At 64.6% G+C, this 24,178-nt stretch carries 23 protein-coding genes; 11 read left to right on the forward strand and 12 right to left on the reverse strand.

Going from position 1 to position 24,178, the window contains the following annotated elements; translation table 11 throughout:
* Nucleotides 1-222: 222 nt before the first annotated feature.
* Genes D892_RS0134455 through D892_RS0134465 form a run of 3 tightly spaced genes read right to left on the reverse strand, consistent with a single transcriptional unit; the run spans nucleotide 223 to nucleotide 3,132 of the window.
* Nucleotides 223-1,137: a cyclopropane-fatty-acyl-phospholipid synthase family protein gene (locus D892_RS0134455; protein WP_024805616.1), complete on the reverse strand. Its 915-nt coding sequence runs from the start codon at nucleotides 1,135-1,137 to the stop codon at nucleotides 223-225.
* Nucleotides 1,134-1,418, reverse strand: a complete 285-nt coding sequence (locus tag D892_RS0134460) for an acyl carrier protein (protein ID WP_051499290.1) — start codon at nucleotides 1,416-1,418, stop codon at nucleotides 1,134-1,136. Before D892_RS0134460 ends, D892_RS0134455 begins: the two co-directional genes overlap by 4 nt.
* Nucleotides 1,419-1,428: 10 nt before the next feature.
* A complete protein-coding gene (locus tag D892_RS0134465) occupies nucleotides 1,429-3,132 on the reverse strand; it encodes an AMP-binding protein (protein ID WP_063629984.1) in 1,704 nt (567 codons plus the stop codon).
* A 114-nt stretch (nucleotides 3,133-3,246) separates the two neighbouring features.
* On the opposite strand from D892_RS0134465, the gene D892_RS0134470 reads away from it, so the two are divergent.
* From D892_RS0134470 to D892_RS0134480, 3 genes are read left to right on the forward strand one after another with little or no spacing between them, the layout of a single operon-like run.
* A complete protein-coding gene (locus tag D892_RS0134470; protein ID WP_024805619.1) occupies nucleotides 3,247-4,125 on the forward strand; it encodes a cyclopropane-fatty-acyl-phospholipid synthase family protein in 879 nt (292 codons plus the stop codon).
* Nucleotides 4,122-4,997 carry an acyl-ACP desaturase gene (locus tag D892_RS0134475; protein ID WP_024805620.1) on the forward strand — a complete coding sequence of 292 codons (876 nt, stop codon included), beginning with the start codon at nucleotides 4,122-4,124 and terminating at the stop codon, nucleotides 4,995-4,997. Before D892_RS0134470 ends, D892_RS0134475 begins: the two co-directional genes overlap by 4 nt.
* Nucleotides 4,994-5,734, forward strand: a complete 741-nt coding sequence (locus D892_RS0134480) for a 4'-phosphopantetheinyl transferase superfamily protein (RefSeq protein WP_024805621.1) — start codon at nucleotides 4,994-4,996, stop codon at nucleotides 5,732-5,734. The genes D892_RS0134475 and D892_RS0134480 overlap by 4 nt, the downstream gene beginning before the upstream one ends.
* Here D892_RS0134480 and D892_RS49865 read toward each other — a convergent pair.
* The 5 genes from D892_RS49865 to D892_RS48065 all read right to left on the reverse strand — a co-directional run bounded on the left by D892_RS49865 (nucleotide 5,654) and on the right by D892_RS48065 (nucleotide 10,072).
* A complete protein-coding gene (locus D892_RS49865) occupies nucleotides 5,654-5,914 on the reverse strand; it encodes a LuxR C-terminal-related transcriptional regulator (protein WP_198037059.1) in 261 nt (86 codons plus the stop codon). The genes D892_RS0134480 and D892_RS49865 overlap by 81 nt on opposite strands.
* Nucleotides 5,911-6,756 (reverse strand): DUF1365 domain-containing protein, encoded by an 846-nt coding sequence (locus D892_RS0134485; protein ID WP_156959811.1) that lies wholly within the window; start codon nucleotides 6,754-6,756, stop codon nucleotides 5,911-5,913. Before D892_RS0134485 ends, D892_RS49865 begins: the two co-directional genes overlap by 4 nt.
* The gene (locus tag D892_RS0134490; RefSeq protein WP_024805623.1) at nucleotides 6,687-7,934 is read right to left on the reverse strand and encodes an NAD(P)/FAD-dependent oxidoreductase; all 1,248 of its coding nucleotides are present in this window, start codon (nucleotides 7,932-7,934) and stop codon (nucleotides 6,687-6,689) included. The genes D892_RS0134485 and D892_RS0134490 overlap by 70 nt, the downstream gene beginning before the upstream one ends.
* Before the next feature lie 174 nt (nucleotides 7,935-8,108).
* Entirely contained in the window at nucleotides 8,109-9,365 is a 1,257-nt protein-coding gene (locus D892_RS0134495; protein WP_156959812.1) for an NAD(P)/FAD-dependent oxidoreductase, read from the reverse strand.
* Nucleotides 9,366-9,370: 5 nt separating this feature from the next.
* On the reverse strand, nucleotides 9,371-10,072 hold the full coding sequence (locus tag D892_RS48065) for a cytochrome P450 (RefSeq protein ID WP_198037060.1): 702 nt from the start codon (nucleotides 10,070-10,072) through the stop codon (nucleotides 9,371-9,373).
* A gap of 670 nt (nucleotides 10,073-10,742) precedes the next feature.
* Here D892_RS48065 and D892_RS0134505 point away from each other — a divergent pair.
* The gene (locus tag D892_RS0134505; RefSeq protein WP_024805626.1) at nucleotides 10,743-12,167 is read left to right on the forward strand and encodes an FAD-binding oxidoreductase; all 1,425 of its coding nucleotides are present in this window, start codon (nucleotides 10,743-10,745) and stop codon (nucleotides 12,165-12,167) included.
* Nucleotides 12,168-12,191: 24 nt separating this feature from the next.
* On the opposite strand, the gene D892_RS0134510 is transcribed toward D892_RS0134505, so the two are convergent.
* Complete coding sequence (locus tag D892_RS0134510; RefSeq protein ID WP_024805627.1) at nucleotides 12,192-13,022, reverse strand: helix-turn-helix transcriptional regulator; 831 nt, start codon at nucleotides 13,020-13,022, stop codon at nucleotides 12,192-12,194.
* 376 nt (nucleotides 13,023-13,398) lie between these two features.
* Between D892_RS0134510 and D892_RS0134515 the strand changes: the two genes are divergently transcribed.
* The 7 genes from D892_RS0134515 (at nucleotide 13,399) to D892_RS47275 (ending at nucleotide 18,562) form a co-directional block, all read left to right on the forward strand.
* Nucleotides 13,399-14,640, forward strand: coding sequence for a helix-turn-helix transcriptional regulator (locus tag D892_RS0134515; protein ID WP_198037061.1), 1,242 nt, complete (start codon nucleotides 13,399-13,401; stop codon nucleotides 14,638-14,640).
* Between the two features lie 239 nt (nucleotides 14,641-14,879).
* Entirely contained in the window at nucleotides 14,880-15,230 is a 351-nt protein-coding gene (locus D892_RS0134520) for a hypothetical protein (RefSeq protein ID WP_024805629.1), read from the forward strand.
* Nucleotides 15,231-15,404: 174 nt separating this feature from the next.
* Complete coding sequence (locus D892_RS0134525) at nucleotides 15,405-15,899, forward strand: hypothetical protein (protein WP_036567687.1); 495 nt, start codon at nucleotides 15,405-15,407, stop codon at nucleotides 15,897-15,899.
* A gap of 13 nt (nucleotides 15,900-15,912) precedes the next feature.
* Complete coding sequence (locus tag D892_RS0134530; protein WP_156959813.1) at nucleotides 15,913-16,134, forward strand: hypothetical protein; 222 nt, start codon at nucleotides 15,913-15,915, stop codon at nucleotides 16,132-16,134.
* 29 nt (nucleotides 16,135-16,163) lie between these two features.
* Nucleotides 16,164-16,544, forward strand: a complete 381-nt coding sequence (locus D892_RS0134535) for a hypothetical protein (protein WP_156959814.1) — start codon at nucleotides 16,164-16,166, stop codon at nucleotides 16,542-16,544.
* Nucleotides 16,545-16,742: 198 nt separating this feature from the next.
* Nucleotides 16,743-17,282, forward strand: coding sequence for a hypothetical protein (locus D892_RS0134540; protein ID WP_024805633.1), 540 nt, complete (start codon nucleotides 16,743-16,745; stop codon nucleotides 17,280-17,282).
* Nucleotides 17,283-17,317: 35 nt separating this feature from the next.
* On the forward strand, nucleotides 17,318-18,562 hold the full coding sequence (locus D892_RS47275) for a hypothetical protein (RefSeq protein WP_156959815.1): 1,245 nt from the start codon (nucleotides 17,318-17,320) through the stop codon (nucleotides 18,560-18,562).
* Between the two features lie 200 nt (nucleotides 18,563-18,762).
* Here D892_RS47275 and D892_RS0134550 read toward each other — a convergent pair whose 3' ends face one another.
* From D892_RS0134550 to D892_RS47280, 3 genes are all read right to left on the reverse strand, one after another.
* A complete protein-coding gene (locus tag D892_RS0134550; protein ID WP_024805635.1) occupies nucleotides 18,763-19,941 on the reverse strand; it encodes a hypothetical protein in 1,179 nt (392 codons plus the stop codon).
* A gap of 136 nt (nucleotides 19,942-20,077) precedes the next feature.
* Nucleotides 20,078-23,215 carry a hypothetical protein gene (locus D892_RS0134555; RefSeq protein ID WP_024805636.1) on the reverse strand — a complete coding sequence of 1,046 codons (3,138 nt, stop codon included), beginning with the start codon at nucleotides 23,213-23,215 and terminating at the stop codon, nucleotides 20,078-20,080.
* A complete protein-coding gene (locus tag D892_RS47280) occupies nucleotides 23,212-24,099 on the reverse strand; it encodes a hypothetical protein (RefSeq protein ID WP_156959816.1) in 888 nt (295 codons plus the stop codon). The genes D892_RS0134555 and D892_RS47280 overlap by 4 nt, the downstream gene beginning before the upstream one ends.
* Nucleotides 24,100-24,178 lie beyond the last annotated feature (79 nt).

The following is a 24,178-nucleotide window of genomic DNA, read 5'->3' on the forward strand; positions in this document are numbered from 1 at the left end:
CCGCAAGCCTAAGGCCGATCGGACCACCACACCGGCCGAACCCCGGACCTCTTGACATGCAGCACTTCTCGGCTCGTCTCAATCGGCGGAATCCGATAGCGCCGATCGGACCGCACGGGGGCTGTCGCCAGTCGCCATCTCGGCAGGCCCCGCGCCCAGCACAGCGGCCTGCTGCTGCTCGCCCACACCGCCGACCGCTACCACGTAACCACCGGAACGCCGTCAGGACGCCGGACACGTCCGGCGGTGTGCCGGGCCGATGTCGTCGCAGTATTCGGACCTGCCCATGCGCGACCGCACCGCGGCGATCGAGTAATTGCGTGCCGTGTATCCCCAACTGGCCACGGCGGTATCGAAATAACGGCTGATCTCGGTACCGAAGCCCGGAGCGGCGACCTCCATGCGCTGCCGGTTGTCGGTGATCCGCTGCTGCCAGTGCGCCATCGTCTGCCGGTAATGCGATGTCATGTCGGTGAGCGCCGCGATGCTGAAGCCCGCCGTCTCCAGTGCGCCGATGATCTTCGACAGGGTGACCATCGCGGTGAATCCGTAGAGACCGACGGCATGCTCGCTGCCGGGCCGATGCTCGGCGTCGGCCTGATGATCGCCGCTGCGGTAACAGGTGGCGGACAGGTACAGATGGCCCTGCCGCCGCAACATACGTGCGGTTTGTGCCAGTGCGGCACCGTGATCGGGCATGTGCTCGATGACCTCCACCATCGCGATCGCATCGAACTCGGCTGCCGGTAGCGACACGTCGGGAAAGTAGCCGGTTTCGACGGTGACGAGGCCGGTGACGCCCGCCCCGGCCGCACGGTCACGCACATACTCCGACTGCACGCGAGACGGGGTCACCGCAGTCACCCGGCAGCCGTGCTCGACCGCCAGATACACCGCGAGACTTCCCCAGCCACAACCGATATCGAGAACCCGCTGCCCCGCACCGACATGCAGCAGCCGAGCGATATAAGCCAGCTTGTCCCGCTGCGCCTCATCCAGCGACTCACCACCGGTGCGGTACAGACCACACGTGTACTTCATCCGGGCATCCAGGAACGCCTCGAACACCTCGGGCGGCAGATCATAATGCCGATTGGTCGCGGCAGCGGCGGCGGCACGAGTCGGCACGCTGCTCATCGGTCGCTGTCCGCCAGGGCGGCGCTGATGAGGTCGACCAGATCACCGACGGTGTCGGCCGCGCGGATGGCATTGTCGTCGGCTTCCACGTCGTACTCGTTCTCCAGCGCCGCGACCACTCGCATGAGTCGCACGGAATCCGCGGCCGGCAGCAGATCGAGCTGCTCCGATTCCGGCAACTCGTGCTCGATCAATCCCAGCTCGCCGCGAAGCTGCGCCCGCACCGAATCCAGAACCGTTGCACGCGAGGGGGTCGGCTGTTGTTGTTCTGCGGTTGCCACGACGGCTCCTTCACTGTCGACCGCTCCGAGACCTCGGAACGTTGGTTGCTTCGGCCGCAGCGGCCCGGACTGCTTGCAGCCGTTGCCATTTCCCGCTGGAGGTTCTGGTCAGCCAGTGCGGGTTCACGATGTGGATGCGCACCGCGTGCAGGTCCATCGCGGCAGCGACTCGGCGGCGCACCGCGTCGACCAGACCGGGATGCTCCGGGGCCGACAGCTCGGTCTCCACCACCAGCGCGACGAGTTCCGTTCCGTCCCGGGCGGAGATCGGTGCGGCGACACAGCGCCCCCGGTATACGCCCGGGACATCGCGTGCGACGGCTTCGACGTCCTCGGGAAAGATGTTGCGGCCGTGAACTATCGCCATCTCCTTGCGCCTGCCTGCGATATACAGGTCGCCGCGGTGACGAAACCCGAGGTCGCCGGTCCGCAGCCAGGGGCCGTCGAAGGCGGCGCGAGTGGCCTTGCCGTCGTGTAGATATCCGGACGTCACGGCCGCTCCGCGCACCTGGATCTCGCCCAGTTCCTCTTCCGCACAGGGTGTTCCGCCGACACCCGTCACTCGCACGTCGATACCGGGGACCGGGCGCCCGACCGACACCAGTTCTCGTGCCGCGGAATCGCGCTCGGCAACAAGCCGGACCCGATCGCCCGTCCGCAGGCTGTCACCGTCGATACGAACGGTGCGCGGTACGGATCCCGGTTCGGGAAACGAGATGGCCAAGGTTACTTCGGCCATGCCGTACACCGGGAACATCGTCGACGGTCGAACCCCTGCCGGGCCGAGTACATCGAGGAAGCGGCGCACCGTCGCGGCCGAGACCGGTTCCGCGCCATTGAATGCCAGTCGCCAGCGCGACAGGTCCAGGCCGGATTTCAGCACCGGTTCCGCGGCGCCGGCCAGCAGTTCGTAGGCGAAGTTCGGTCCGGTCATCAACGTTCCGTGCCGTTCGGCCAGGTATCGCAGTACGTCACCGGGCCCACGGAGAAAGTCGAACGGCGCGAACACATGGGATTCCGCGCCGTTGAGCATGTTCGCGAGCAGCCCGAACAACCCCATGTCGTGGTAGAGAGGCACCCACTGGATCAGTACATCGTCCGGAACCAGTGCCGCCCCCTCGATGATGGCGGACAGACCGGCCACCACATTTCCGTGCGTGAGTGTGACACCGCGGGGCGAACCTGTGCTGCCGGACGTGAATTGAACGACTGCCGGGTCGTTCGAGTCCAACTCGGGCAGCGAGTCCAGGGTTCCGGCCGCCGACGGCGCGACGATGTCCAGAGCACCGTGCCGACTGGTCAATTCGGCCAGTAACGGTGCGTAGGCATCCGCGCCCACCAGCCTCTCGACCCCCGCGACTTCCAGGGTTCGGCACAGTCTCTCGGCATGCGCGCCGAGCTTGTTCGTGCCGAGCGGGGCCGGCAGAACCGTCACCGCCGCACCCGCCCGCATGATCCCCAGCAAACACACCAGAAGATCCGCTCCGGTCGGCGCCAGGAGGCCGACCACGTCACCCCTGCGGACGCCGGCTTCGGCAAGCCCCCGAGCGTGACGGTCGACTGCGGCGTCGAGCTCCGACAACGTCAGAGTGGCGCCGGTCGATGGGAATATCGTTCGGGCAGTAGGAAACTCACGCGCCCGCTCGGACAATACACCGGTGATCGTATCGGCGGGAAGAACGAGCGAAGCCGCTACACGAGTATTGTCTGCCACACGAGTATTGTCGGCGCGTTGTCGCCCGGCGAGCCATAGTACCTTGGTCCTATTGTTTCACAACGGTTTCCGGTGCTGTCGTTGAGTGGTGGTTACCGACGGTTGTGAGAAACGATGACGAGACAGATCAGTTCGCCCGAGGCGGTATCGGCGACCAATCGGCATTATGATCTGCCGCCCGAGGTGTTCGAGGCGTTCCTGGATGCCCGGATGAAGTACACGTGTGGTCTGTACCGCACCGGTGGTGAGTCGCTGGATGAGGCGCAGCGGGACAAGCTGGCTTATATCGCTCGGCTGCTGCATGTCGGTGCGGGGCAGCGGGTTCTCGATATCGGTTGTGGCTGGGGAAGTCTCGCGGTGTATCTGGCGGTCGAGCACGGCTGCCGGGTGACTGCGGTGACCCCGTCTCGCGTGCAGTCGGAGTATGTGCGTGACCGTGCGGCCGGGGCGGGCGTCACCGGCCTCGTCACCGTCGAAACCGCGTCGATCTACGACATCGATCTCAGCGGACGACGGTTCGACGCAGTCGCCCTGGTCGGCGCCATCGAGCACATGCCCGACCACCGCACGGTGCTGACGACGGTGGCGCACCGGTTGCGCCGCGGCGGCCGAATGTACCTGTCGGCCAGCTGCTATCGCGACGAGTCCACCTTCGCTCGGTACGCCGACCATCCCGGCAGCAGACATGTCACGGACAAGATCTTCGGTTACGGCGTGCTCCGCCCGCTGTCCCGGCTGGTTGCCGCCGCCGAGGACGCGGGCCTGTCCGTGAGCACGGTCCTCGACCTGACAGCGCATTACCGGCGCACCATCGAGGATTGGTCGGCGCGGGCCGCCGCGCACCGGGATCGGATCGACGCGGCCGTTCCCGGACTGGCAGACGACCTCCTGCGCTACTTCACGATCACCAATTCGGGGTGGGGATACACGACGAAACAGTATGCGCTGACGGCGATTCGCTCCCGCGAGGGAGAAACGGAGCTCGTCCGATGACAGGTGAGCCGGATCGGCAGTCCGGATCGCTACCGGTTCTGCCGACGCTGCCGCTCGGCGACATCCGCGCGGCCGTGGCGCCGGCGGTCCAGCTCGGCGCCAGCCGCGGGTGGAGCCTGGCGGACATACCGTGGGAGAATATTCGACCGGAACTGCTGACCGACAACGACCGCTCCGTTGTCCGGTTCATCACCTTCATCGAAGATCACATACCCGGATATATGACCTGGCTGTTGGATGCCTTTCCGGTCGATGGCCGTGCAGGGGTCGACGCCGAGCAGTATGGCGTCAATCGCGAATACTTCAGGTTCTTCGTCGCCTGGGCCCACGACGAGGAAAGGCATGCCTCCGCGCTGACCCGCTACCAAACGGCATCGGGCATGGCGGAGACCGATGGTCTGCTGCGCGAGCTGGCTGCCGAAGGCGTCAAACATTTCAGTCTGCCGTACGAACATCCACTGCAATCATTTACGTACACGCTGTTGCAGGAAAAGGCCACCCAGCTGTTCTATCACCGCTTCCACGCGGTGGTGAACGAGCCGGTACTACGTGAGCTGCTCCGGCAACTCGGCCGCGACGAGGCCCGCCACTTCTCGCTGTACTACCGCCTGGTCGAAAACTATCTCCGCCACAACGGAACCCGCGCGATCCCACATCTGAAGGATGTGCTGCACGGTTTCCAGATGCCGTTGTCGGAAACGCTCACCGGCTATTGGCGGTGGTCGCTGCGGGTGGCCGACTCGGTAGGGTACGACCACACCGAGGCATACGACGCCCTGCTGCGGCTGGTCCGAGAGCAGGTCGACGCTCCGGGCGGTACCGATGCCGCCGACCTCATCGACTTCGTGTCGTCGGTGCGAGATCTGTCGTGACCACGGTCGCGGTGGTCGTCGACTGGCGCGATACACCCGCGGTGCCGTGCGATCTGCTGAATCCGGCCGAGCAACGTGTGGCACAGGGCTTTCCGGCCTGGCGCCGGCGTGAATGGACGGCCGGCCGGCTGACGGCGCACACCGCGTTGTTGCTGGCGTTCGGATACCGTGCCCACGAGGTGAACATCCTCGCCGACCTCTCCGGCGCACCGGCCACGGGCTTGCCGAGATGCGCGATTTCCTTGTCACACAGTGACTCTCTTTCGGTCGGCGTCGCCACCGACGAGTCGGCGTCCATCGGTATCGACATAGAACACGTCGACCGGCGCATAACGGCGCTTACGCCACGAATCACCGTGCCGAGCACCGTAATCCGGGATCCTCTCCACGCGACCGCGCTCTGGGCCTGCAAGGAAGCGGCAATCAAGGTCTGCCGGACCGGACCGTTCCGCATGCGGGAGTATTCGGTGAGCTTCCACGACGATGGCGCCCGGGTGGTGGTTCAGGGGCGTAGCGCGCCGCTGCGGGCATCGATCCGCCACTTCCCCGGCCTCCGTGCGCTGATGGCCACGGCGGCCGCGGCACCCGGACTCGAACCGGCCCTGATGTGCTTCGACGGCACCGGCGCTATCCGGCTGTTGGAACGATCTCACCGATCAGGGCCGTACGAGACCTCCCGCAACAACTTTGGCGATTGCCTCGGCACGGCACTGCACCGCAAGTTTCCCGTAGATTGACGTCAGATGGTTCTTCACCGTCTTCTCGCTGATGCCGAGTTGCCGACCGATTCTGTGGCTGGTCGAACCGCGGGCGGCCAATGTCAGTATTTCCAGCTCACGGGGCGTCAAGGCGCGCGGCACGGCACGATCGCATCCGGCCCTGCGCGCCGGCGTTCCCGATTCTCGAATAGCTGTCACTGGTCGTTCCTGTCGTCTACTGATACACCGGGTTGGGCGGGATGAAAGCGACGCCTGGCCAACGGCAGGCCGAGCGAACGCAATCGCCAGGCTCGGTAATGGATGGCGACAGTCGGGCCCCAGGTACGGAGGGGGGCCGAGAGGGCCGATGACACCAGGCCACGGCCGACCCGGGCGCCGCGCACTGTCGCGACCAGCGTCGTGCGTTCCGCGCCGGAACGCATGCGCCGCAACACGACCGTGAGCGATATCGTTTCCGGCGATATCCGCCAGCGCACCAGGTATTTTCCGTCGACCGGAAGGAAAGGCGACACGTAGAACTCCTTGGTCACGGTCGCTCGCCCACCCGGATCCGGTGGCAGCAGATAGCAATGTCGCTCGTGAAACGTGTTCCGCACTTCCATGATCACGCACACCAGGCGGCCGTCCCGGTCATGACACCAGAACAGGGACAGCGGATCGAATACATAGCCGAACGCGCGCGCTTGGGCGAGCATCAATACTCGGCCCCCGGACAGATCGATACCGTGGACGGCCAAGTAGCGGTCCACATTCGCCCGCAGCGATCGCCGCGGAGACCCGAGGTGATCGGCCGCACGAAAGCCCGTGATGCTGCGGAACGGCGGCGGAGGAACCGGTAGGTCATCCAGATCGACCAGCCACGGGTAGTAGGTGTGCCGGTACGAATAGTGCACTCCTTCGTACCGTGTGTGCTCGAGACGACACCGATAGGCGATCGGCGCGGGAAGTCTCGAGGTGTGGCTCGCGGCGGTCACCAGCTCGCCCCCAGCGCCTCGGCCGCCCGCATCCCGGACAGACACCCGTCTTCGTGGAAGCCCCACCCGTGATAGGCGCCGGCGAAGGCGACGTACTGATTCGACAACGCCGAAAGTGCCTGTCGTGCACGAACACTCGTCTCCGTGTAGAGGGGATGGCTGTAGTCCGTTTTCGACAGCACCGATTCGGTCCGTATCCGATCTGTCGCGTTCAGGGTGACCAGATAGTCGGCCGGCCCGGCTGTGCGCTGTAGGCGGTTGAGGTAATACGTCATGACCACACCGTCCGACCGGGGCTCACACGAGAGCGACCGGTAGTTCCAGGCGCCCGGGCGACAGGGAAGTACCGTGGTGTCCGTGTGCAGCACAGCCTCGTTCTGCTGGTAGGGAATTGCGCCGAGCACGTCCTGCTCGGCGCCGGACGGTGGCCTCAGGATCGCCAGTGCCTGATCGGGGTGGGTGGCGATCACCAAGCGATCGAATCGCGACTCCACACCGTCGGCATCCAGGATCACCGCTTCCCGCGGCGACCGCGTCACCGCGCGCACCGGGGTGCCGAGCCGACAGTCGTCGACTTCCCGCACGACCCGATCCACATAGTGACGACTCCCGCCCACGACCGTGCGCCACCGCACGCCTTCCCCGCCCCGCAGCAGGCCGTGCTGCCGCAGAAACGTGAAAAGGTAGCGGGCCGGATAGTCCAGAGCGGTACGGGAGCTGCACGACCAGACCGAGGCGACGATCGGAATCGCGATGTGAGCGATGAAGAACGCCGAAAATCCCTTGGTGGACAGGAATTCTCCGAAGCTCGTGTGCTCGTCGTCCGACGCCAGCACACCGGCCGCCTCGCCGTTGAACCGCCGCACTTCCTCCCGGGTCCGTCGCCACACCTCCGGGTCGACACCGTCCGCGCGGTCCGGGAGGGCTCGAAGACCGCTCCCCGCCAGGAAGTCGAGCCCGCACTCGTCGCATCGCACCGACAGCGACATCTCCGACGGCTGCGTACGCACTCCCAGCTCGCCGAACAGACGCACCAGCGTCGGATAGTTCGGCTCGTTGAAGACCATGAACGCGGTATCGAAAGCACGCTCACCGCCCGGGGTTTCGACGTATTGCGTGTGGGCGTGCCCACCGGGGCGGGAGTCGGCCTCGAAAAGTGTTGTGTGATAATGGCTTCGAAGAATCCAGGCGGCGGTCAGACCGGCGACGCCCGATCCCACGACCGCCACTCGTTCGCGTGTCATCCGCCGCTCCGGACGCCGGACAGTCGACTCGGGCGGGGGAATCTGGTCATCACACCATGGTGGAACGGCCGCAGTTCGTCCGGAAGCCCGCCATGGGCATGACGGATATGAGCGCCACGCATACGACCATCCGTTCATGGGCCGCCGACACCGCCGTGACGGCGAGAGCGGCTGCTATTCCGGGGGGCCGAGTTCCCTCATGACCTCCGCTGCGGCCCGCTCGCCCATCGCCACGGCGGTGTCGGTGGAAGGAACGCCGAGATAGTCACCCGCGAGGAAGACACGTGAGGCGGGAGACCGGACGCCGAATTCCTTTGCGAACGCGGTGAAATGGCCCGGGCGACGGAGCGGAATGCAGCATGGCTCCCAGCGTCGTATATCGATGAACCGCACCGTGTCTTCGACTCCCGGGAAGATCTTCGATACCGCGGCCATGGCGGTCTCGGCCACCGCCGCGTCGGAGCTGCCTATATGCTTCTCCGACCACTGCTGCCGCCAGTGCAGGTTGAGCATTCCGGTGCCCGGCGGGACTCTGCCGGGCGACTTGTTGTGTTCCAGCACGATACTGACGAGATCCGGAGAATCGTTGCGCGGCAGCAACATCCACATCGCCTCCGAGCGGGGACGCTCCGTCAACGCCACGTGGACGACGAGATGGGCGGAGGACGTCACGCTGCCGAGTAGTTCTTCTTGTCCGGGGGTGAGCTGGGAGAAGACGTCGGCGACATGTCGCGCGGGCACGGCGAGCACGACCGCGTCGGCGGAGTCGGAGACCGTATCGCGTCCCGATCTCTGCCACTCCACGTCCACACGATCGGTGCCCTGCTCGATATGCCGAACCTCCGCCGACAGCTCGACGTCGAGCCGTCCGGCCAAACCTTCGGGCAGGAATGCGACACCCTCCGGAGAGGCGAAGAAGCCCGGCGCTCCCGTGTACTCCAGGAACGGAGAGTAAGCGGCCGAGAGCCGCTCGGGCGGGCCGAAAAATGCCGCCACAGCCAGTGGTTCGATGATCCGGTCAAAGGTCCGCGGGCCGTAGATGCGCCCGCAGTAGGAGGCAAGGTCTTCGTCGTCGAGGCCACCGACGGCGACACGGCGGTCGAAGACCGACAGCAGATCGGCCGCTCGAACGTCGCAGTACCCGGTCGTGCCGTGCAGCCCGATCCGGTCCGGGCACGCGACGACGCGGTCCCGCAGTCCCGCGTCCGCGATGAGTCGCCGCATGTTCCGGTACGAATTCGGTAACAACGATGCCGCTACGTCGTAGCGGTATCCTTCGCGCTCCGCGGTGACCATGCGGCCACCCACGTGGTTCTCCCGCTCCAGGGTCGTGACGGAGTAACCGGCACAGTGCAGACGGTAGGCGGCGGTGAGGCCGGCCACACCGGCGCCGACCACGATGACGCGGCCTCGGGAGCGAGAGATGACCATCGAATTCACGCGAGGGTGACCGTCACCGGTAATCGAACCGGCCCGTGCAACATGTGATGCCGGCGCCAGGTCAATTGATCGATCGGGACGGCCGGCTCGATGCGTCGCGTGTGCTCGGCGAGCGTGCGGAGCATGGTCGTGAGTTCCAGGCGGGCGAGGTGCGCGCCCAGGCAGAAATGTGCCCCGTTCCCGAAGCCGAGATGCGGACGGCTGTTCCGACGTCGGAGACGGAACGTATCCGGATCCGGAAACACCGCAGGGTCCCGGTTGGCCGCGGCCAGCGAGAAGAGTACCGCTCGGCCTGGACCGACAACCCGCTTCCCGATTCGTATCGGTTCGACGGCGAACCGGGGTATCGCGGCGTGTAGCGGCGGGCGGTAACGGAGGGTTTCGTCGACCGCCGCCGGGATGAGGCCGGGTTCCCGCCGGAGCGCGGAGAGTTTTTCGGGATGCGCCATCAGAACAAGCATCCCGTTGGCCAGAGTATTCGCTACGGTATCCGTGCCTGCGGCAATCAGAATGACGAAGGAGCTGACCAGCTCGTCCACGGTGAGTCCCCATTTCTCACGTTCGCGGCTCAGTGTGGCAACAAGGCCGGTTTCCGCCACGCCCGCCCCGGCGGGATCACGGATCATGGTGATGATATGACGAGTCAACCCCGACCAGCCCGCCCGGCGATCGCCGGGCGTGGATTCGATGGCCTTCACATTCGATCCGAACAGCGCCGGCCGCCTCTTCTGCGGTATTCCCAGTATATCGGCGATGACATCGTAGGAAATTTTCTCCGCGAATTCACCGACGAGATCCAGCTGCCCACCCCGATCGGCGGAAGCAGTCAGTAGCTGTGCACTGACATGCCTCAGCCGTGGTCCGAGGGGGGCCAGCGAACGCGGGGTGAAATACGGCACGAAAGGTCGGCGTAGTCGGCCATGTGACGGCGGATCGGAATGGAGCATCGACCGAGACAGTTCCGGCGAGGGAACATGCAGTTTTTCGTAGCCGGTGTCGGCACCGGCGTGGCACGGGTCGGTGCTCAGCCGCGGATCCCGGAGGAAAGTCGCTACATCGTCGTATCCGGTTACCAGATTCGCACGCAGACCGTGCAACTCGACCTCGGGCTCCCAGGAACGATCGGAGTTCGTCAACGCGCGCGCGGGGTCCGCCGCGAACCCGGGTAACTCGTCCAGCCTGACAGGCGAATCCGGCGGGACGTGCCGTGTGTTTCCCATAGCCTGCTTCCCATAGCCGCCATCCACCTCATTGAAGCTGCCCGAGATCGGGAACGGTATAGGACCTTGGTCCCATCGCCATCGACGGAAAAGTGACCGAACCTCAGGGATACCATGAGGCCGGCACCGCAGGAGTCAGGTGGATGACATGCCTGGAACAGCTCGTAGTCTGACCCGCATCACGCGGTCCGATCGTGATTTCGATCGGCTGCGCCGTGGCTGGAACCAGCGTTTCCAGGCGAACCCGTTCGAGGTCGTACTTCCCACGGACACAAGGGAAGTATCGCTCGCGCTGCAGGACGCCCGGGACCGCGGTCTCCCTGTTCGCATCCGGTCGGGTGGCCATTCCGTCGACGGCTTCTCCGCCGCCGACGATGCCGTCGTCATCGACCTCAGATCCCTCGACGGCATCGATATCGATCCGGATGCGAAGTACGCCGAAGTGGGTGCCGGAGCCCGGATCCATGCGGTATACGAGTCGCTGGCCGCGCACGGCCGCGTCATTCCGGGCGGTGTCAGCCACACGGTGGGAATGGGCGGATTCATCACCGGCGGAGGGCTCGGCACCCTGGCACGCTGGCTCGGTGCGATGGCGCACAACGTCGCGGAGTTCGACATCGTCGACGCCCGAGGCGACATCAGGCGCGTAACGCCGCAGCGTGAGCCCGACCTGTATTGGGCCTGCCTGGGCGCGGGCGGCGGAAATTTCGGAGTGATCACCAAGTTCGTCCTGCGCCTCACCCCGATGCCCACCGCGGTCTGGTTTCGCCTGTCCTGGCCGTGGAATCATTTCGAAGCCGTCTATGATGCGTGGCAGCGCTGGGCACCGAGCGCCGATCCACGGCTTACACCATTTCTTGCCATGTGGCCTACGACGACGGCCAACCGTATCGATGTCGGTGGTCTCTTCCCTGGTACCGAAGAAGAGCTGGCCGGGCTGCTTGCTCCCCTCTTCGACCTCGGGCCGGCGCCCGCCGAACGGGAAGTGACGGTAACGACTTTCACCGCCGCGATGTCGGCTCTGCTGCAGAAGATCGCCGACGACTCGTTCGATTCGTCCACCAGAGCCGTGACCGCATCGCCGTTCTTCGCCGAACCGTTGAGTCACGACGTCTTCGGAGCGCTACGCGAATCGCACGTCGGCCCGCCGGGAAATTCGTTCGTGTGGTGTCTCCCCGGAGGCGGGCAGTTGACCGCCGCCGCCGACCGCGGGACCGAGTCGTTCGCACACGGACGCGCCCATCATCTGATGCTGATCAGATCGGACTGGTCCGATCCGCGCGACGACGAGGCCTGCACCTCGTGGGCGGGCAGTCTCTATCGGCACGTGTCACACCGGGCCACCGGCGCATACCTGAACTGGACGAACACTGATATCGAGGCTCGACCGCAGCTGTTCTACGGCGACAACTTCCCGAGACTGGTGGAGACGAAGCACCGCTACGACCCGGATGGCGTGTTCGATTTCGACAACGGCATACCGGCCTCCGTTTCGCTGCGGCAAGCACAGCGACTCGCACTGCCCGACACGATGGTGGCCGAGCTGCGCTCCCGCGGAAGGCTTGTCGAGTAGCGGCCGCCGCGCCGTGCCCCGCGCTCACGACTCCCGGTGGGCGGTGGCGGCGAGTGAGCCCAGCAGGGCCAGGGCCTCGCTGCTCGGGGAGGCCGGTTCGGCGTGGTAGACGACGAGTTCCTGGCCGGGGGCGGAGCGGACGTCGAAGGTCTGCATGGTCAGTGTCAGCGAGCCGACGTCGGGGTGGTCGAAGCGCTTGCCCTCCAGGGACTTGCCCCGGGCGTCGTGGGCGGCCCACAGTTCGGCGAATTCGGGGCTCTGGTCGAGCAATTCGGCGAGGGTCTGCCGGACCCGCGGGTCGTCGGGGGCCTCGCCGTGGCCGAGCCGGAAGCCCGCCGCCGAGTTGCGCGCAACCTCGTACCAGTCGCGGTAGAAGGTGCGTGCGGCCGGGTCGGTGAAGACGACGTGCATGAGGTTGCGCGAATGGGTCCAGTCGTGGAACAGCGCGTCGGCGATCGTATTCGAGGCCAGCACGTCGTAGGCGCGGTTGTAGACGATGGCGGGATTGCTGGGCCACGCCGCCATGAGCTGCAACAGGCTCGGGTCGACCTGGTCGCGCACGGCCGCCGCCCGGGCCCGGGGGCCGAGCCCGGCCAGCCGGAACAGGTGCCGGCGGCCGTCCTCGCTCAGCCGCAGCGCCGTGGACAGCGCGTCGACCACCTGCGCCGAGGGCCTGCGCTCCCGGCCCTGTTCGAGGCGGACGTAATAGTCGACGCTGACCCCGACCAGTAACGCCATCTCCTCGCGGCGCAGACCCGGAACCCGGCGGTACCCCGTGACGGGCAGGTTCACCTCGTCCGGGCGAATCCGCGCGCGCCGGGCCCGCAGGTAGTCGCCGAGTTCGGAGGAAGCCATACCCGCATCGTAGGTCGCGGTGCCGACGGGTTCCTGGGTGCGGTACTCCCAGGAGATCACCGGCCTCCCATCCCAGTTGCGTGCAGCAACGGCGTAGTCCACTGCCACGATCCGGACCGGGTTGGCGGCTCGAACCGATTCCGCCACAAACCACCTCACACTCTCGACAGCAACTACCACTGTCGAAGAGTGGAGCAATCCCCGCACCCCCCGCCAGATCCCCGGCGGCGGGTCACCCAACCCCGGCGAACGTTCGTGGTCAACGCACTAGTTCGCTGGAAATCAGCCACTGCGTTGTCGTGGTCCTAATGTGTCGGTGTCTGTTCTGAAGTATCGTCGGAAATCATCTTCGTGAACAATGGGGGCATGTACGACGATGGTGGACGACGATTGCCAATCGCACCCGGTAGCGGCAGCGGTGCGCCTCTTGCGTGTGGCTGCTGGCCTGTCGCTGGCGCAGCTCGCGACAGCCGCGACGGTTTCGAAGGCGTACGTCCACCGTATCGAATCAGGTCTCAACGACCCGTCCCCGGCCGTCGTGGTGTCGCTGGACACCGCCTTGGGCGCGGCCGGTTACCTGATCGCGCTTGCCCGTAGTGAGGATGACATGCACCGCCGGACAGTCCTAGCCGCTATCACAGCGCTCGCCGCTGGCGCTGGCGAGTGGGGCCGTCTCTTGGACGGCTCCGATATCACCCCGCCCAACCGAGTCGGCACGGGCGACGTCCAGGCAGTTGCCGATGCTGTGGGATGGGTGACGTCGATCGATACTGCCCAGGGTGGTCAGGCCGCAGCCGGACCCGGACGCGCGGTGCTCGGATGGGCAGTCCGTCTGCTCGACGGCGACATGGCCGACGACACCCGTCAACGTCTCGCTGTGCAGGTCGCTGCCCTGGCTGACCGGGTGGGATGGGCACACCACGACGCCGGACGCGACGACGTAGCGGCGCGACTCTACGGGGTGGCCCTGAAGGCCGCTCGGTTCGGCCAGGACTCGAACGTCGAAGCCCACGTCATGATCGACGAGGCGGCTCGGCGCGCAGCCGGACGTGATTTCGGAAGTGCCGCCACCCTTCTCGCGGGCGCTTTCGATTTTCGTCTTTTGCCGACGGTCCGGGCCAACATTTTGCTGGTCTGGGCGCGTCACACTGCTATGACTGGCGATCATCAGGCCGCACTCGAGGCGATCGGGCGGGCGGATGATGCATTGTCGTCGGCGCGCTCGCTGGAGGTGCCCGACTGGGCAGCCGGGTTTCTGCCCGGCGCGCACCTGTCGAACGTGAAAGCGCGATCTCTGCTCGCCGCCGGGGACTACGAACACGCGATTGCCGCATTCGATACTGCGGTCGGCCGATTGGGGCCACAGCGGGCACGTGGGCGCTCGCACTCGCGGGCACTGCTCGGCCTTGCGTATCTGCGCGCCGGATACCCCGACATGGCGACAGCGACGGGTGAGGAACTGATCGCCACACCCCCGGCACTCGCATCGGCCCGAGTGTCGCGCGATATGTCGGCTCTAGCCGCCGAGCTGCGTCAGTGCGGTCACGGGGACCTCGGCCGCGAACTCGCCACGCTGGCAACGCGCGTCACCCCGGTAGCGACGCTGGACGCTCGCTAGACGGCAACCATCTGCCGATTCGATCGCACCGGCGGGACGCTGTGTGCAGGTTCCCACCGGCCGGGGATGAACGTCTCGGATGCATACCCCCGTCCCGGCCTCCGGCCGGAGGGAACCTCCACGCGCCGATCACCACGCCTACGGGAGGTTGCCGAATGCGGTCCTGCACTGACCGACTGCTGAACTCCATGTAGCCATTCGCTCGCGACACCCGACGCCGCTGGGTAAGGAGTCGAAACATGTTCCACCGCACGCGGATCAACAACTTGATCGCGGGCTGGCGGGTGTGTGGCCACGATGCGCAGATCGTCTTTCTCCGCGACCTGCACGACCGGCGCACTCCGGGATACCGGATGCGCGCCGACGGCAGCCACATCCCCATGCCCGACGATACCGATACCGGTTATGTGACCTTCGATGAGCGCACGCCGCCGGACCTGGCACAGGTACGGGAATGGTTCCCGGAACATCACGCCCTGTGGAACGAGGTGAAAGCGGACTATTGGCGAATCATCAACCCTCCCAACGGGTATCGCACCGAGGACTTGCCGCTACCACCCCGGATCCCGCCGACGCGCCGACGCGTATGAACAGCAACACCCCACTTCGTGAACCCCGCCCGCGATCCATCACGCCGCTCGGTGAAAGACCCCGATCGACGTCAACCTTTCAATACTGAAAGGTTTAATACTGAAAGGACCGGACTCCCCGTGACTGTGATCCCCTGTCCGCCGGTGACCACGAGAGAGGACTCGTGCGCCACGATGATGAACAGTTACGACGACGCGGCGGGCATTCTTCCGTTGTGCTTCGGGTTCGAATACCGTCCGGGGCAAGCGGTATACATTCACCCGTTTCCGCTGCCGTCGGCCGAAGCCCCCCGATACGCGGAGGCTGCGATGGTGCAGCAGTTTACGCAGCTGATCATGAACGGTATTCGGTGCTGGGGACTCGGATTGATGTTCGAACGCTTCTCGTTCATCGAAAAAGGCAACACACAGTATCAGCTGACCATTACCGACGACGGCGACCCATCGATTACGGGAATCGTGGTCGATATGCACGGCAATAGCTACCATGCGGTGACGCCTCGAGCCTCGACCGACAATTTCTGGGTTCGATTTATACCCACAGCCGGCCACCGCCGGACGTTGATATCGGACGATTCCATCGTGAGGGTGCTGGAGTCTAATGCGCGAGCATTGCCGGAGGTGTGGCGCAAGCGTGACGTGGATCGGTCCAAGGCGGAACCGAATTGAAGGGAGATGTTCCGTGATGCCGATTACGGATTACATGTGGCCGGATGATCCGGATCGTGATCGTGCGTTGCTGATCGAAAAGCGCGCGAAGCGCGCTGGGTTCCGGATGAACCGCAAGATTGCGGAATCGGGCGCAACAGGACCGGACGGATTTCGGTTGTACGACGCTGCGACAGGCTGCGAGTTCGTCCGATCTCGGTATCTCGATGATATCGAAAAGTTTTTGAATGGCTAGCGGCGACCAGCAGGAAATGGCAGCTTGGCATGACCGACTACAACCCCCGCCACCTTCGGAAGCACAGCAACGGCATGCGTAAAGACACCCTCATCCGCACAACCAGAGAGACCATGGTCGCCGGTACAGCGTGTGCCTCGGCATCATGGTTCGTCGGCCCGGACACCATCATCCGCGTCTGCGCCTACACCGACCGGGGCGGCACCCTCCACAAGGTCCGGCCAGCCACCCCGCTGCCGGAGATGGTCGACACGCACACCGATCTCGAGGCGTTGTGGCTCAAAGTCCTCATGCATCGAGACGAGGAGTTGTTCCCGCCGCCGACAGCGGAGATCGACCACAAGGCCCTCAACCGACTACTACGCGGGAAGGAGGTGAAAGACTATGGGACCCAACGGAAACGGGGATGACGACGAGAAGGAAGGCGGCGAGTAGGCCGCTCGGCCAGGCGGGGGCGGGGTCCTTCTGATCGCTGTGACCGACCAGAAAGGCCCCGCACCGGATCATCCTATTCGGCACAGATGAACAGCCCGGCGGCCACCTTCCCATACCCTCGGTGGGACAGGTGGCCGTCCGGCCACACGCAGAATCAGCGGGGAGCGAGTGAAATGGGTGACTTCAGGCCGTACACCGACGCCGAACTCGAGCAGCAAGAACGCGACCAGCAAGACCCGAAATGGCTGGAATGGGTACAGCCCGAGCGGATGAACGCTCAGATCGACAAATTCTTGAACGAGACGGTTCCGGACATGCCGGACAACCCATGGTCAGCCGAAGGGCTGGACCACGCCGAACGGGCCGCGCTGGCGATCTTCCCGGACATCAACGCCACGAAGAAGCCCGAGAATCGAGATGTCGCCGATCAGTTCCACCGGTATATCGGTGAGGTATTCCGGCGCTCTTTCGAGGGCAGTTGGTACAACGTACCGGACTCCGATGACCGTGGCCATGGATTCGAACCGGCAATCAGGCTTCCGTACACGGATATCTACTCCGAGGTTATCTCCAATCTGACCGTGGCCGTTCACCGGAAGACCGGAAAAGAATGGTCGTGGATCTTCGACCGAAATAAAGAGAGCTATGCGGAATGGGTGCAGGGCGGTCGCCTGCCGTTAAGTCAGTGGATAGATGCGCAAGAAGCACGCTAGGTGCTGATTGATCAACAGAGCCTCGGGGGGCCGTCGTGTATGAATGGAACGACCGGCTAGAACAAGATTACCGTCGATACGTTGGCGACAAATGGTTTCAAGGGCTCAATGCGCGTGACCGGAAAGGCTACCAAGAAGCCCGGAACCAGTGGCAACGAGCCCGTGAGGTTGGGAACCGTTTCCGTGACGGCATGGCGTTTCTCCGAGGACAAACCCCGGAGCGCGGCTACGAAAAAGAGGTCCGCGTAAAAACCGACCGGGGTCCGCGTATCCAGGATGTGGCCAACCGGGAAATCAGAGAAGGGTCGGAGTACAAATCCGGGAGAGTCGACAAAGAAAAGACCTTACCCCAGCTCGACAAAGAAGAGCGGCTGATAATTCAAGGCTGGCGTCTCGACTGGACAACAGTCGAAGGTGCGAGAATTGATAGAGAAGTGCAGGACCGCGTCAGGGAACTGACAGCCAAGTATCCCGATCGTTTCAAGATTCAAGAAGTCTCCCGCGAACAACTCCGCTTAGCATTGACTGTCGCAAAGAATCTCGAAAAACAACGGAAAAAGCAGGAACGAGAACACAGGCAGAGAGAGAAAGAAAAGGCACAACAACGCGCCATAGACGAGAGGGCCGTCCAGCGGCTCACGAAATCCAAGCAGCAGGTCAAGACCTACGAGTTGCATCGCGCGGACCGCGCCCGTAAACGGCTGGAACACATTCGCGAGATCGTCAAAGCACGAGACCGCAGCGAAGGATTCCAGGCGATACAGAAGTTCCGGGACGCCGCCGACCGGGGCCGAACCGCCGGACGAGCAGTACCTCAGCAGGAGGAACGGCAACGAGACGAACACCAGCGCGAGGTACCGACGACTCCGGCACGGGCCGAGCGGGAGCGGATCATTCAGCTGGCGAAGGAGCGTGCGGTGCGGGAGTGGCGGGACGAATGGCTCGGCCTGAAGCCACGTGAGCAGTCCGGCCGGCACACACAGCAGGAGCGGGAACGGCAGGAGCGGGAGACCCGCGAGCGGGAGGCGGCCGATGCCGCTGTCCACAAGGCGCGGAAGGCCGCCGCCGCCCGGCTCGCCGTAGTCCGGGAACAGGAGCGTGAGGCATTCGAGCGTGGGCAGCGGCTCCCGATGGATGGCCGCGAGATCGCGGATCTGCTGGCTGTCACACAGCCGACACCGACCGAGCTGGAAAGAGCCCGCGAACGCCCGGCACCGGAGATGCCCCGGGGCCGGGACAAGGAACTCGGTCGAGAACGGACACGGGAACGAGACCGCTGACGAGTCAGCACAATACGTTCCGTAACAGTCCCTGACCCAAGACAAGTACCGTCAATCCCTCGGTCAACAAGGAGTGCATAACCGATATGTGACCCCGGTGAGTTGCACCTGCTCTGCACTCCTACCTGCTCAAGCTGGCGGCGATCCGCGGGTCACGCATCGTTAGGGAGCCTTGGGATCGAGTTTGTCGCGCCTCCGTGTCATCCTGGGGGCGCCGGACGCGGCCGAGTAGCTAGGTATAGATCGGGATTTTCCTCCAGCAGCTTCAGCCAGGTGACGTCCATCCCCGGCCGCTTTCCCGCATCCGCCAAGTCGCCGAGGACATCGCGATCATCCGAAGTAGCTGCCACAGAGCCGTTCCCGGCCTGCTGCAAGTGGACCGATATCTCATCGGAGCGGACGAAGTACGTGAAGCCTCGACCGATGTCGTTGGCGATCTGACGCGTGCGCTCGACCCAAGGCTCGCTTGTTGCACCCGGCCCCTCGACTACCCCGCTGTAGCCGATGACCTTCCTATTCTCGATCAAGCGGTAGCGGACTTCGCGTGCGCTGCCCGGCGGATTGCGATCCTTCGCCTGCTGCAGAATCCCCACCTTTCTTGTCCTGACGGCGGTGTCCCACGCGGGCCACTGGGCCGAGCGGCGATCCGCAGGCCGACAAGCAATATCCGAGAGAAAAACTTCATACTGGTCCATACCCATCGGCCGGTACACGAGGTGCTTGGAGGGCAGCTCCGTCCGGGTATCGGTATCGGGAACTTCGACAAGGGGCTCAAGCCTGGTGGACTCCGCGAACGCCCACCGAACGACTGGAGGCGCTGATGCTATAAGCCGCGGGTCCAACTCTTGAAAGAAGTTCACAGCGTCAAAGATGGTGTCGATGACCGGCCGCCCCTGAACTTGCTTGCGGTAAGCATCCTGCGCTTCGGCCCGCGCCCGCTTGACGCGCTCAGTCGCGGAGGAATCGACGCGAACGTATTCGTCAGGCATGTCTGAGTACTTCGCCCACTCGTAAACCACCCGCATGCGCGTGGGTGCCATGGATAGTGGGACGCCGTAGTGGGCCCCGGGCACGAGGAGGCCATCGAAGACGACCGGTGAGTGCTCCTCGCAGTTGCGAATCAGCTCCAGACCCATGACAACTTTGCCCAACGTAGTTCCCGCTCGGTGCCGCCGGTAAATGTCCCCGTAAGCGTTGAGGAAGACGGCCTCGTCGAGGATATTGACGGCCGAGGCGACTCGGCGTGCTTCCAAAGCGGCAGCCTCCGGATCCTCTATGGTCGCGTACCAGTAAGCGTCGATCGCGCGGCGCAACTCCCGCATATAGCGAAGCCCTTTGGACAAGTGGCCACTCTCAAGGTGGAACTGCTTGGCGGTCATCACGAAAGCCTCTCAGCGAACTAGCGGGACCGCCAGAGACTTTTCGCCCGAAGGGCTGCCGCACGTGTTGATGACTCGAGACGGTGGCGGCGGCACATCCGGGCGCATGCCATCTGGCTTGCCTAATGGTGGCCCCTTAAGCAGAGTTCCGGGAAGGGTGCAGTTGTCCCCCGAAGGGGTCACGGTGCGGTACGTCGTCGTTCCAGAATCCGTAGCGGCTGGCGAGGATGTCCATGATCGAGCCGGTTTCGTCGGTGTTGTGGTGCATGGTCAGTCCCCAACGATGCAGGCTGGAGACCGCGACGAGACGAATTCCCATGTCCATGGTTTCAGGTGTGATCGCGTCGGGTGAGATGCGTGGATCATTCGCATGTTCTTCGCGCATCGCCTCAGCATGGAATGCGTGCGTGAGCCGTGGGGCGTCGTCCATGGTGAGGGGGCCGTGTCGGAGGGTGAGGCGGTGGTTGACGGTCATGTTCACTACCACGTTGAGGAGATGCCAGTCTTTCCAGCCTTCGTCGCGGAGTTGCTGGAACAGTTCGCGCACTTCGGGACCGCTCAGTAGATGTGGGATGGTGTGACGAATGGAGATCGGCAGTATCTCGTAGCGTTCGGTGAGGATGGTGCGTGCCTTTTCGAGGCTGTACCCAGGGCCGGGTCCTGTTCGTGGCTGCATCTGGGGCGCGCTCGCGCGCGGATTCGGTCGTTCGGGGTTGGTGAGTGACCGGTGTACCGGGCTGGTGAGTTGTGGTGTGACCGGTTCGAGTCCGAACAGAGTCGCCATGTGTCTGTACGGGCGGCCGATTTCGAGGTTGGAGAGCAAGCCGTTCTCAGCGGCCTGGTCAATGAGCTGGCTGAATCCGTTCTGGTCGAACAGCGACAACTCCGCGATAACCTGGAAGGCGTGGCTCAGATTGGCCTTGGGCACGGCGCTCTCGGTCGCGTCGTCGGGGCCCGTCGTTGTCGGCAGTTGCAGAAGCCATTGACGCTGGCCGTTGTACCGGCGGGTGAGGTAGGTCTGGGCGGGCGGCTGGTCTCGCTGGTAGGACCGGATCTCGATATCGATGTCCTGGGCGAGGAGAACCGGGTCGAGAGCCGCGAGTTCGACGAGAACGATTTGGAGCGTGGCTGCGAAGTCTTCCAGTACGAGGACGGTGTCGTGATCGTTGCGGGCGTGCAGGGCCCATTTCACGCCGAGCGCGTGGAAGACGATGTCGCGTTGTGGGCCGACGTCGCTGAAAGGCGCTCCCGCGGTTTCGCTTAGCCAATCGGTCCATTCGACTTCGGTCTGAGCGTTCGCGGAGGTCGAGATTGCGCGTGGGTGGGTGAACTCGTCGAATATCGATCCTCGGAGGATGGAGTGGACGAGCGGCAGGAACGCGGGGCGGGTCTGTTCGGCGATCACCGTGGTGAATCCCTGAAATTTAATCGCTTCGGTCACGATGGTGTGGCGTTCGAGGTTGCCCGAGTCGGGTGCCAAGGCCATGTGTGCGCGGCCGGCCATGGTCGCCAGCTTTGCGGAGGCGATCCAGGCGCCCGCGAGGTGGTCCATCTTGGCGGCGGCGAACATGCCGAGTGGGGTGAGGTCACTGTCGGAGGGCGCGGCGCCGTCGTAGGCGAGTGCAGCGAGGCCGAGAGCGTACTTCTTGGCGACGAGATACATGCCCAACTCGCTGTATAGGTCGATGATATGGACGATGGTGTCCAGCGCGTCCTGGAAGGTGTCGCCGTGAAACCATTTGACCTTGGCTTTGTGGTATTCGCGCAAGGCATCGAGTGGTCGACCGGCGCTCTCGAAGGACTGTGCGCGCTGGCGGCATCGTTCGGCGACGGCGGCGTCACCGTCACGCCGGGCGACCGCTTCGTCGAGCCTGTCGCAGACTCGCTGATAGAGCCGGTGGTCTTGCATTTGAGGAGTGAGGACGTCGATGGTCATGGCGAGGGTGCCGATCGGGTAGGCAGGTGCGTCCGGTAGCAGTTCGACCAGGGTGAGCAGATGCCCCATGGCGGCGTCGAGGTCGACGATCGGTGTGGGTTCGGTGGTGTCGAGGTGGGACCGAAGAGTGCCGGATTCGATCGAGTCGATCAGTGCCTCGTAGTGTTGGTCGAGCTCGTCCAAAGTCGCTGTGCCGTGTGGCTCGACGCCGGTGTAGTCCAAGTGCAGGGACAGGTGTGCCGCAGCCTCGAGGAGTCCGGCCCGTGCGTTCGGACCCCATTCCTGGTTGAGCAGGTCATCGACGTGGCGACGCAGCCGGGGCACCCACCCGGCCGTTTCGGAGAGCGGGATATCGGTCTGCCCCATAGTCGCTGCGGCCGAGCAGAATTGGATGAGCACGCTCGCATCGAACAGCAGTGTCGGGTTGTTGCTGTGCACAATCTCATCGATAAAGGTGCGGATCAGCGCTTCGGCCGGGCGTAGGTCCGCCGCGCCTCGGGACCGTGCGGCGACGAGCTCGTAAGTGGCATAGAGACGGACCTCTCGATCGGGGCTTTGTTCAGCCAGCCGGGTCGTCAACCTCAGCCAGCCTGGGAGGTCGGATCGGGCTGGGCCGGGCCGTATGGCATACCGCAGACCGTCCGCCAGGTCGAACAGGTCACCAAGATTGACCGGTTGCCTGTCGGGTTCCTGCCAGTACTCACGCAGCTCGATGTATCCGGCCGGGAGCTCGCTCGTACGGTCGGTGGGTGCGCGGGGCGGGGTGAGTTCGGGTGGAAGGTCGAGGTATTGCTCGGCCAGCCAGTACAGCTCGGGTTCGGCGAGGAACTCCGCCAGCATCTTGCCGTCAAGGACGTCCAGTGCGACACTGTGCTGCGCCTGGGCCCAGTCTTGAAGTTCGTGTCGCAGCCGGACCGGAACATTCGCGGTGGTCAGGATGTAGATTCGGTCCACGGGGGTGCCCTGGGTGCAGATGGCGTCGATGTCGCGTTCGAACTTTCGGCGCAGGTTGTCTTTCTGGATGGTGCAGGCGAAGGCGACGGCGTCGGTGGTGGCGTGTGCCAGAAAGCCGATGCTGAAAGGGAGCTCGCGCGCCAGATAGGTGTGGAAGGTTTCGAAGTCCCGTCCTTGGTCACCACCCGACGACACCGGCCCGGTAGCGGGAAGGACGTTGCTGACCAGGCGTCGTTTGGCGATCCAGCGGCAGAGGTGCTCGAATTCGTGGTGGCCGTTGTTTCCGGCCAGGCGGGAGAGCCCGAACTCGATGATGCTGACCAGTTGGACGGGGTTGGACGGGGTTGCCGTCTCGGGATTCGTATGCGGTCCTGTCCCGGTCATTCGAGGGTTATCCCTCGCTGGACTGCGGCGGCTTCGAATTCTTCGGCCGGAATCATCCGTCGGGCCATGAGCCGACGTCGCGCGCGGGCTTCGTCGCTGTGGCTGTCGGTGACATCGAAGCACTCAGCGATCAGGGAGACGTCGTGCTGGAGCATCTCGCCCCAATGATGATCTCCATTTACCTCGTGGCGCGGATGCCGGACCAATGGCAAGGAGGTCGTGAACTCCCGCAGATCACGAGTCTCGGTGGGTGCGATCGTGCACCACTGGCTGACGTTGACCCAGCCCTCGTCGAGAAGCATCTGCTCGCCATGTCCGACCAGCTGCCACGCCAACGGCGGGAAGAACACCGAGGCCCAGGTCATCAACACACGGGGATTCCCGTCTGGCGTACGGTCGGTCGATCGTGGCCCGCTGATGTAGCCACCCGCGCCGGTTCCCGAAATGTACGCTGTCTTTCCTTTGGTCATGGCAAGACACAGTTTCCAATCGGCGGGAAGCGTCAACTTTGAGGCCGGATCGAGCAGACGTGGCACATCGGGCCATTCCTGGCGAAGCATGACTGTCGTCGCGCACATCCCGGCCAGAAGTGACCGGGCTACCGCGCCGGGGCTGAACGCCATCGACGGTATCGGCATGGGGCCGGACGACGGCCGGGTCAGCGACGCGAGCCACAGCGGTCGCAACGCGGCGGCGAGTTGACCGTAGGCAGGATCGAACACCCGGCCCGCAGCGGAGTTGCATGACCGGCACTGGCCGAGGAACCAGATCCCGCCTTCGTCGGCGCGTCCCAGGGTGACGGTGCTGCCGGTGCGCATCCAATGCCCTCGTGTTACCGCGCCCTCATTACCCGCGCACTGCGGCGGCACGTGCGCCTTACTCATCTTGGCGACCGTGCCGCACACGCCACATTCGTAGCGGCCTCTCCTGGTTCGGTAACCCATTGCCAGGCGGGTTCCGGGG

The organism is Nocardia sp. BMG51109 (assembly GCF_000526215.1).
Taxonomy (GTDB): Bacteria; Actinomycetota; Actinomycetes; order Mycobacteriales; family Mycobacteriaceae; genus Nocardia.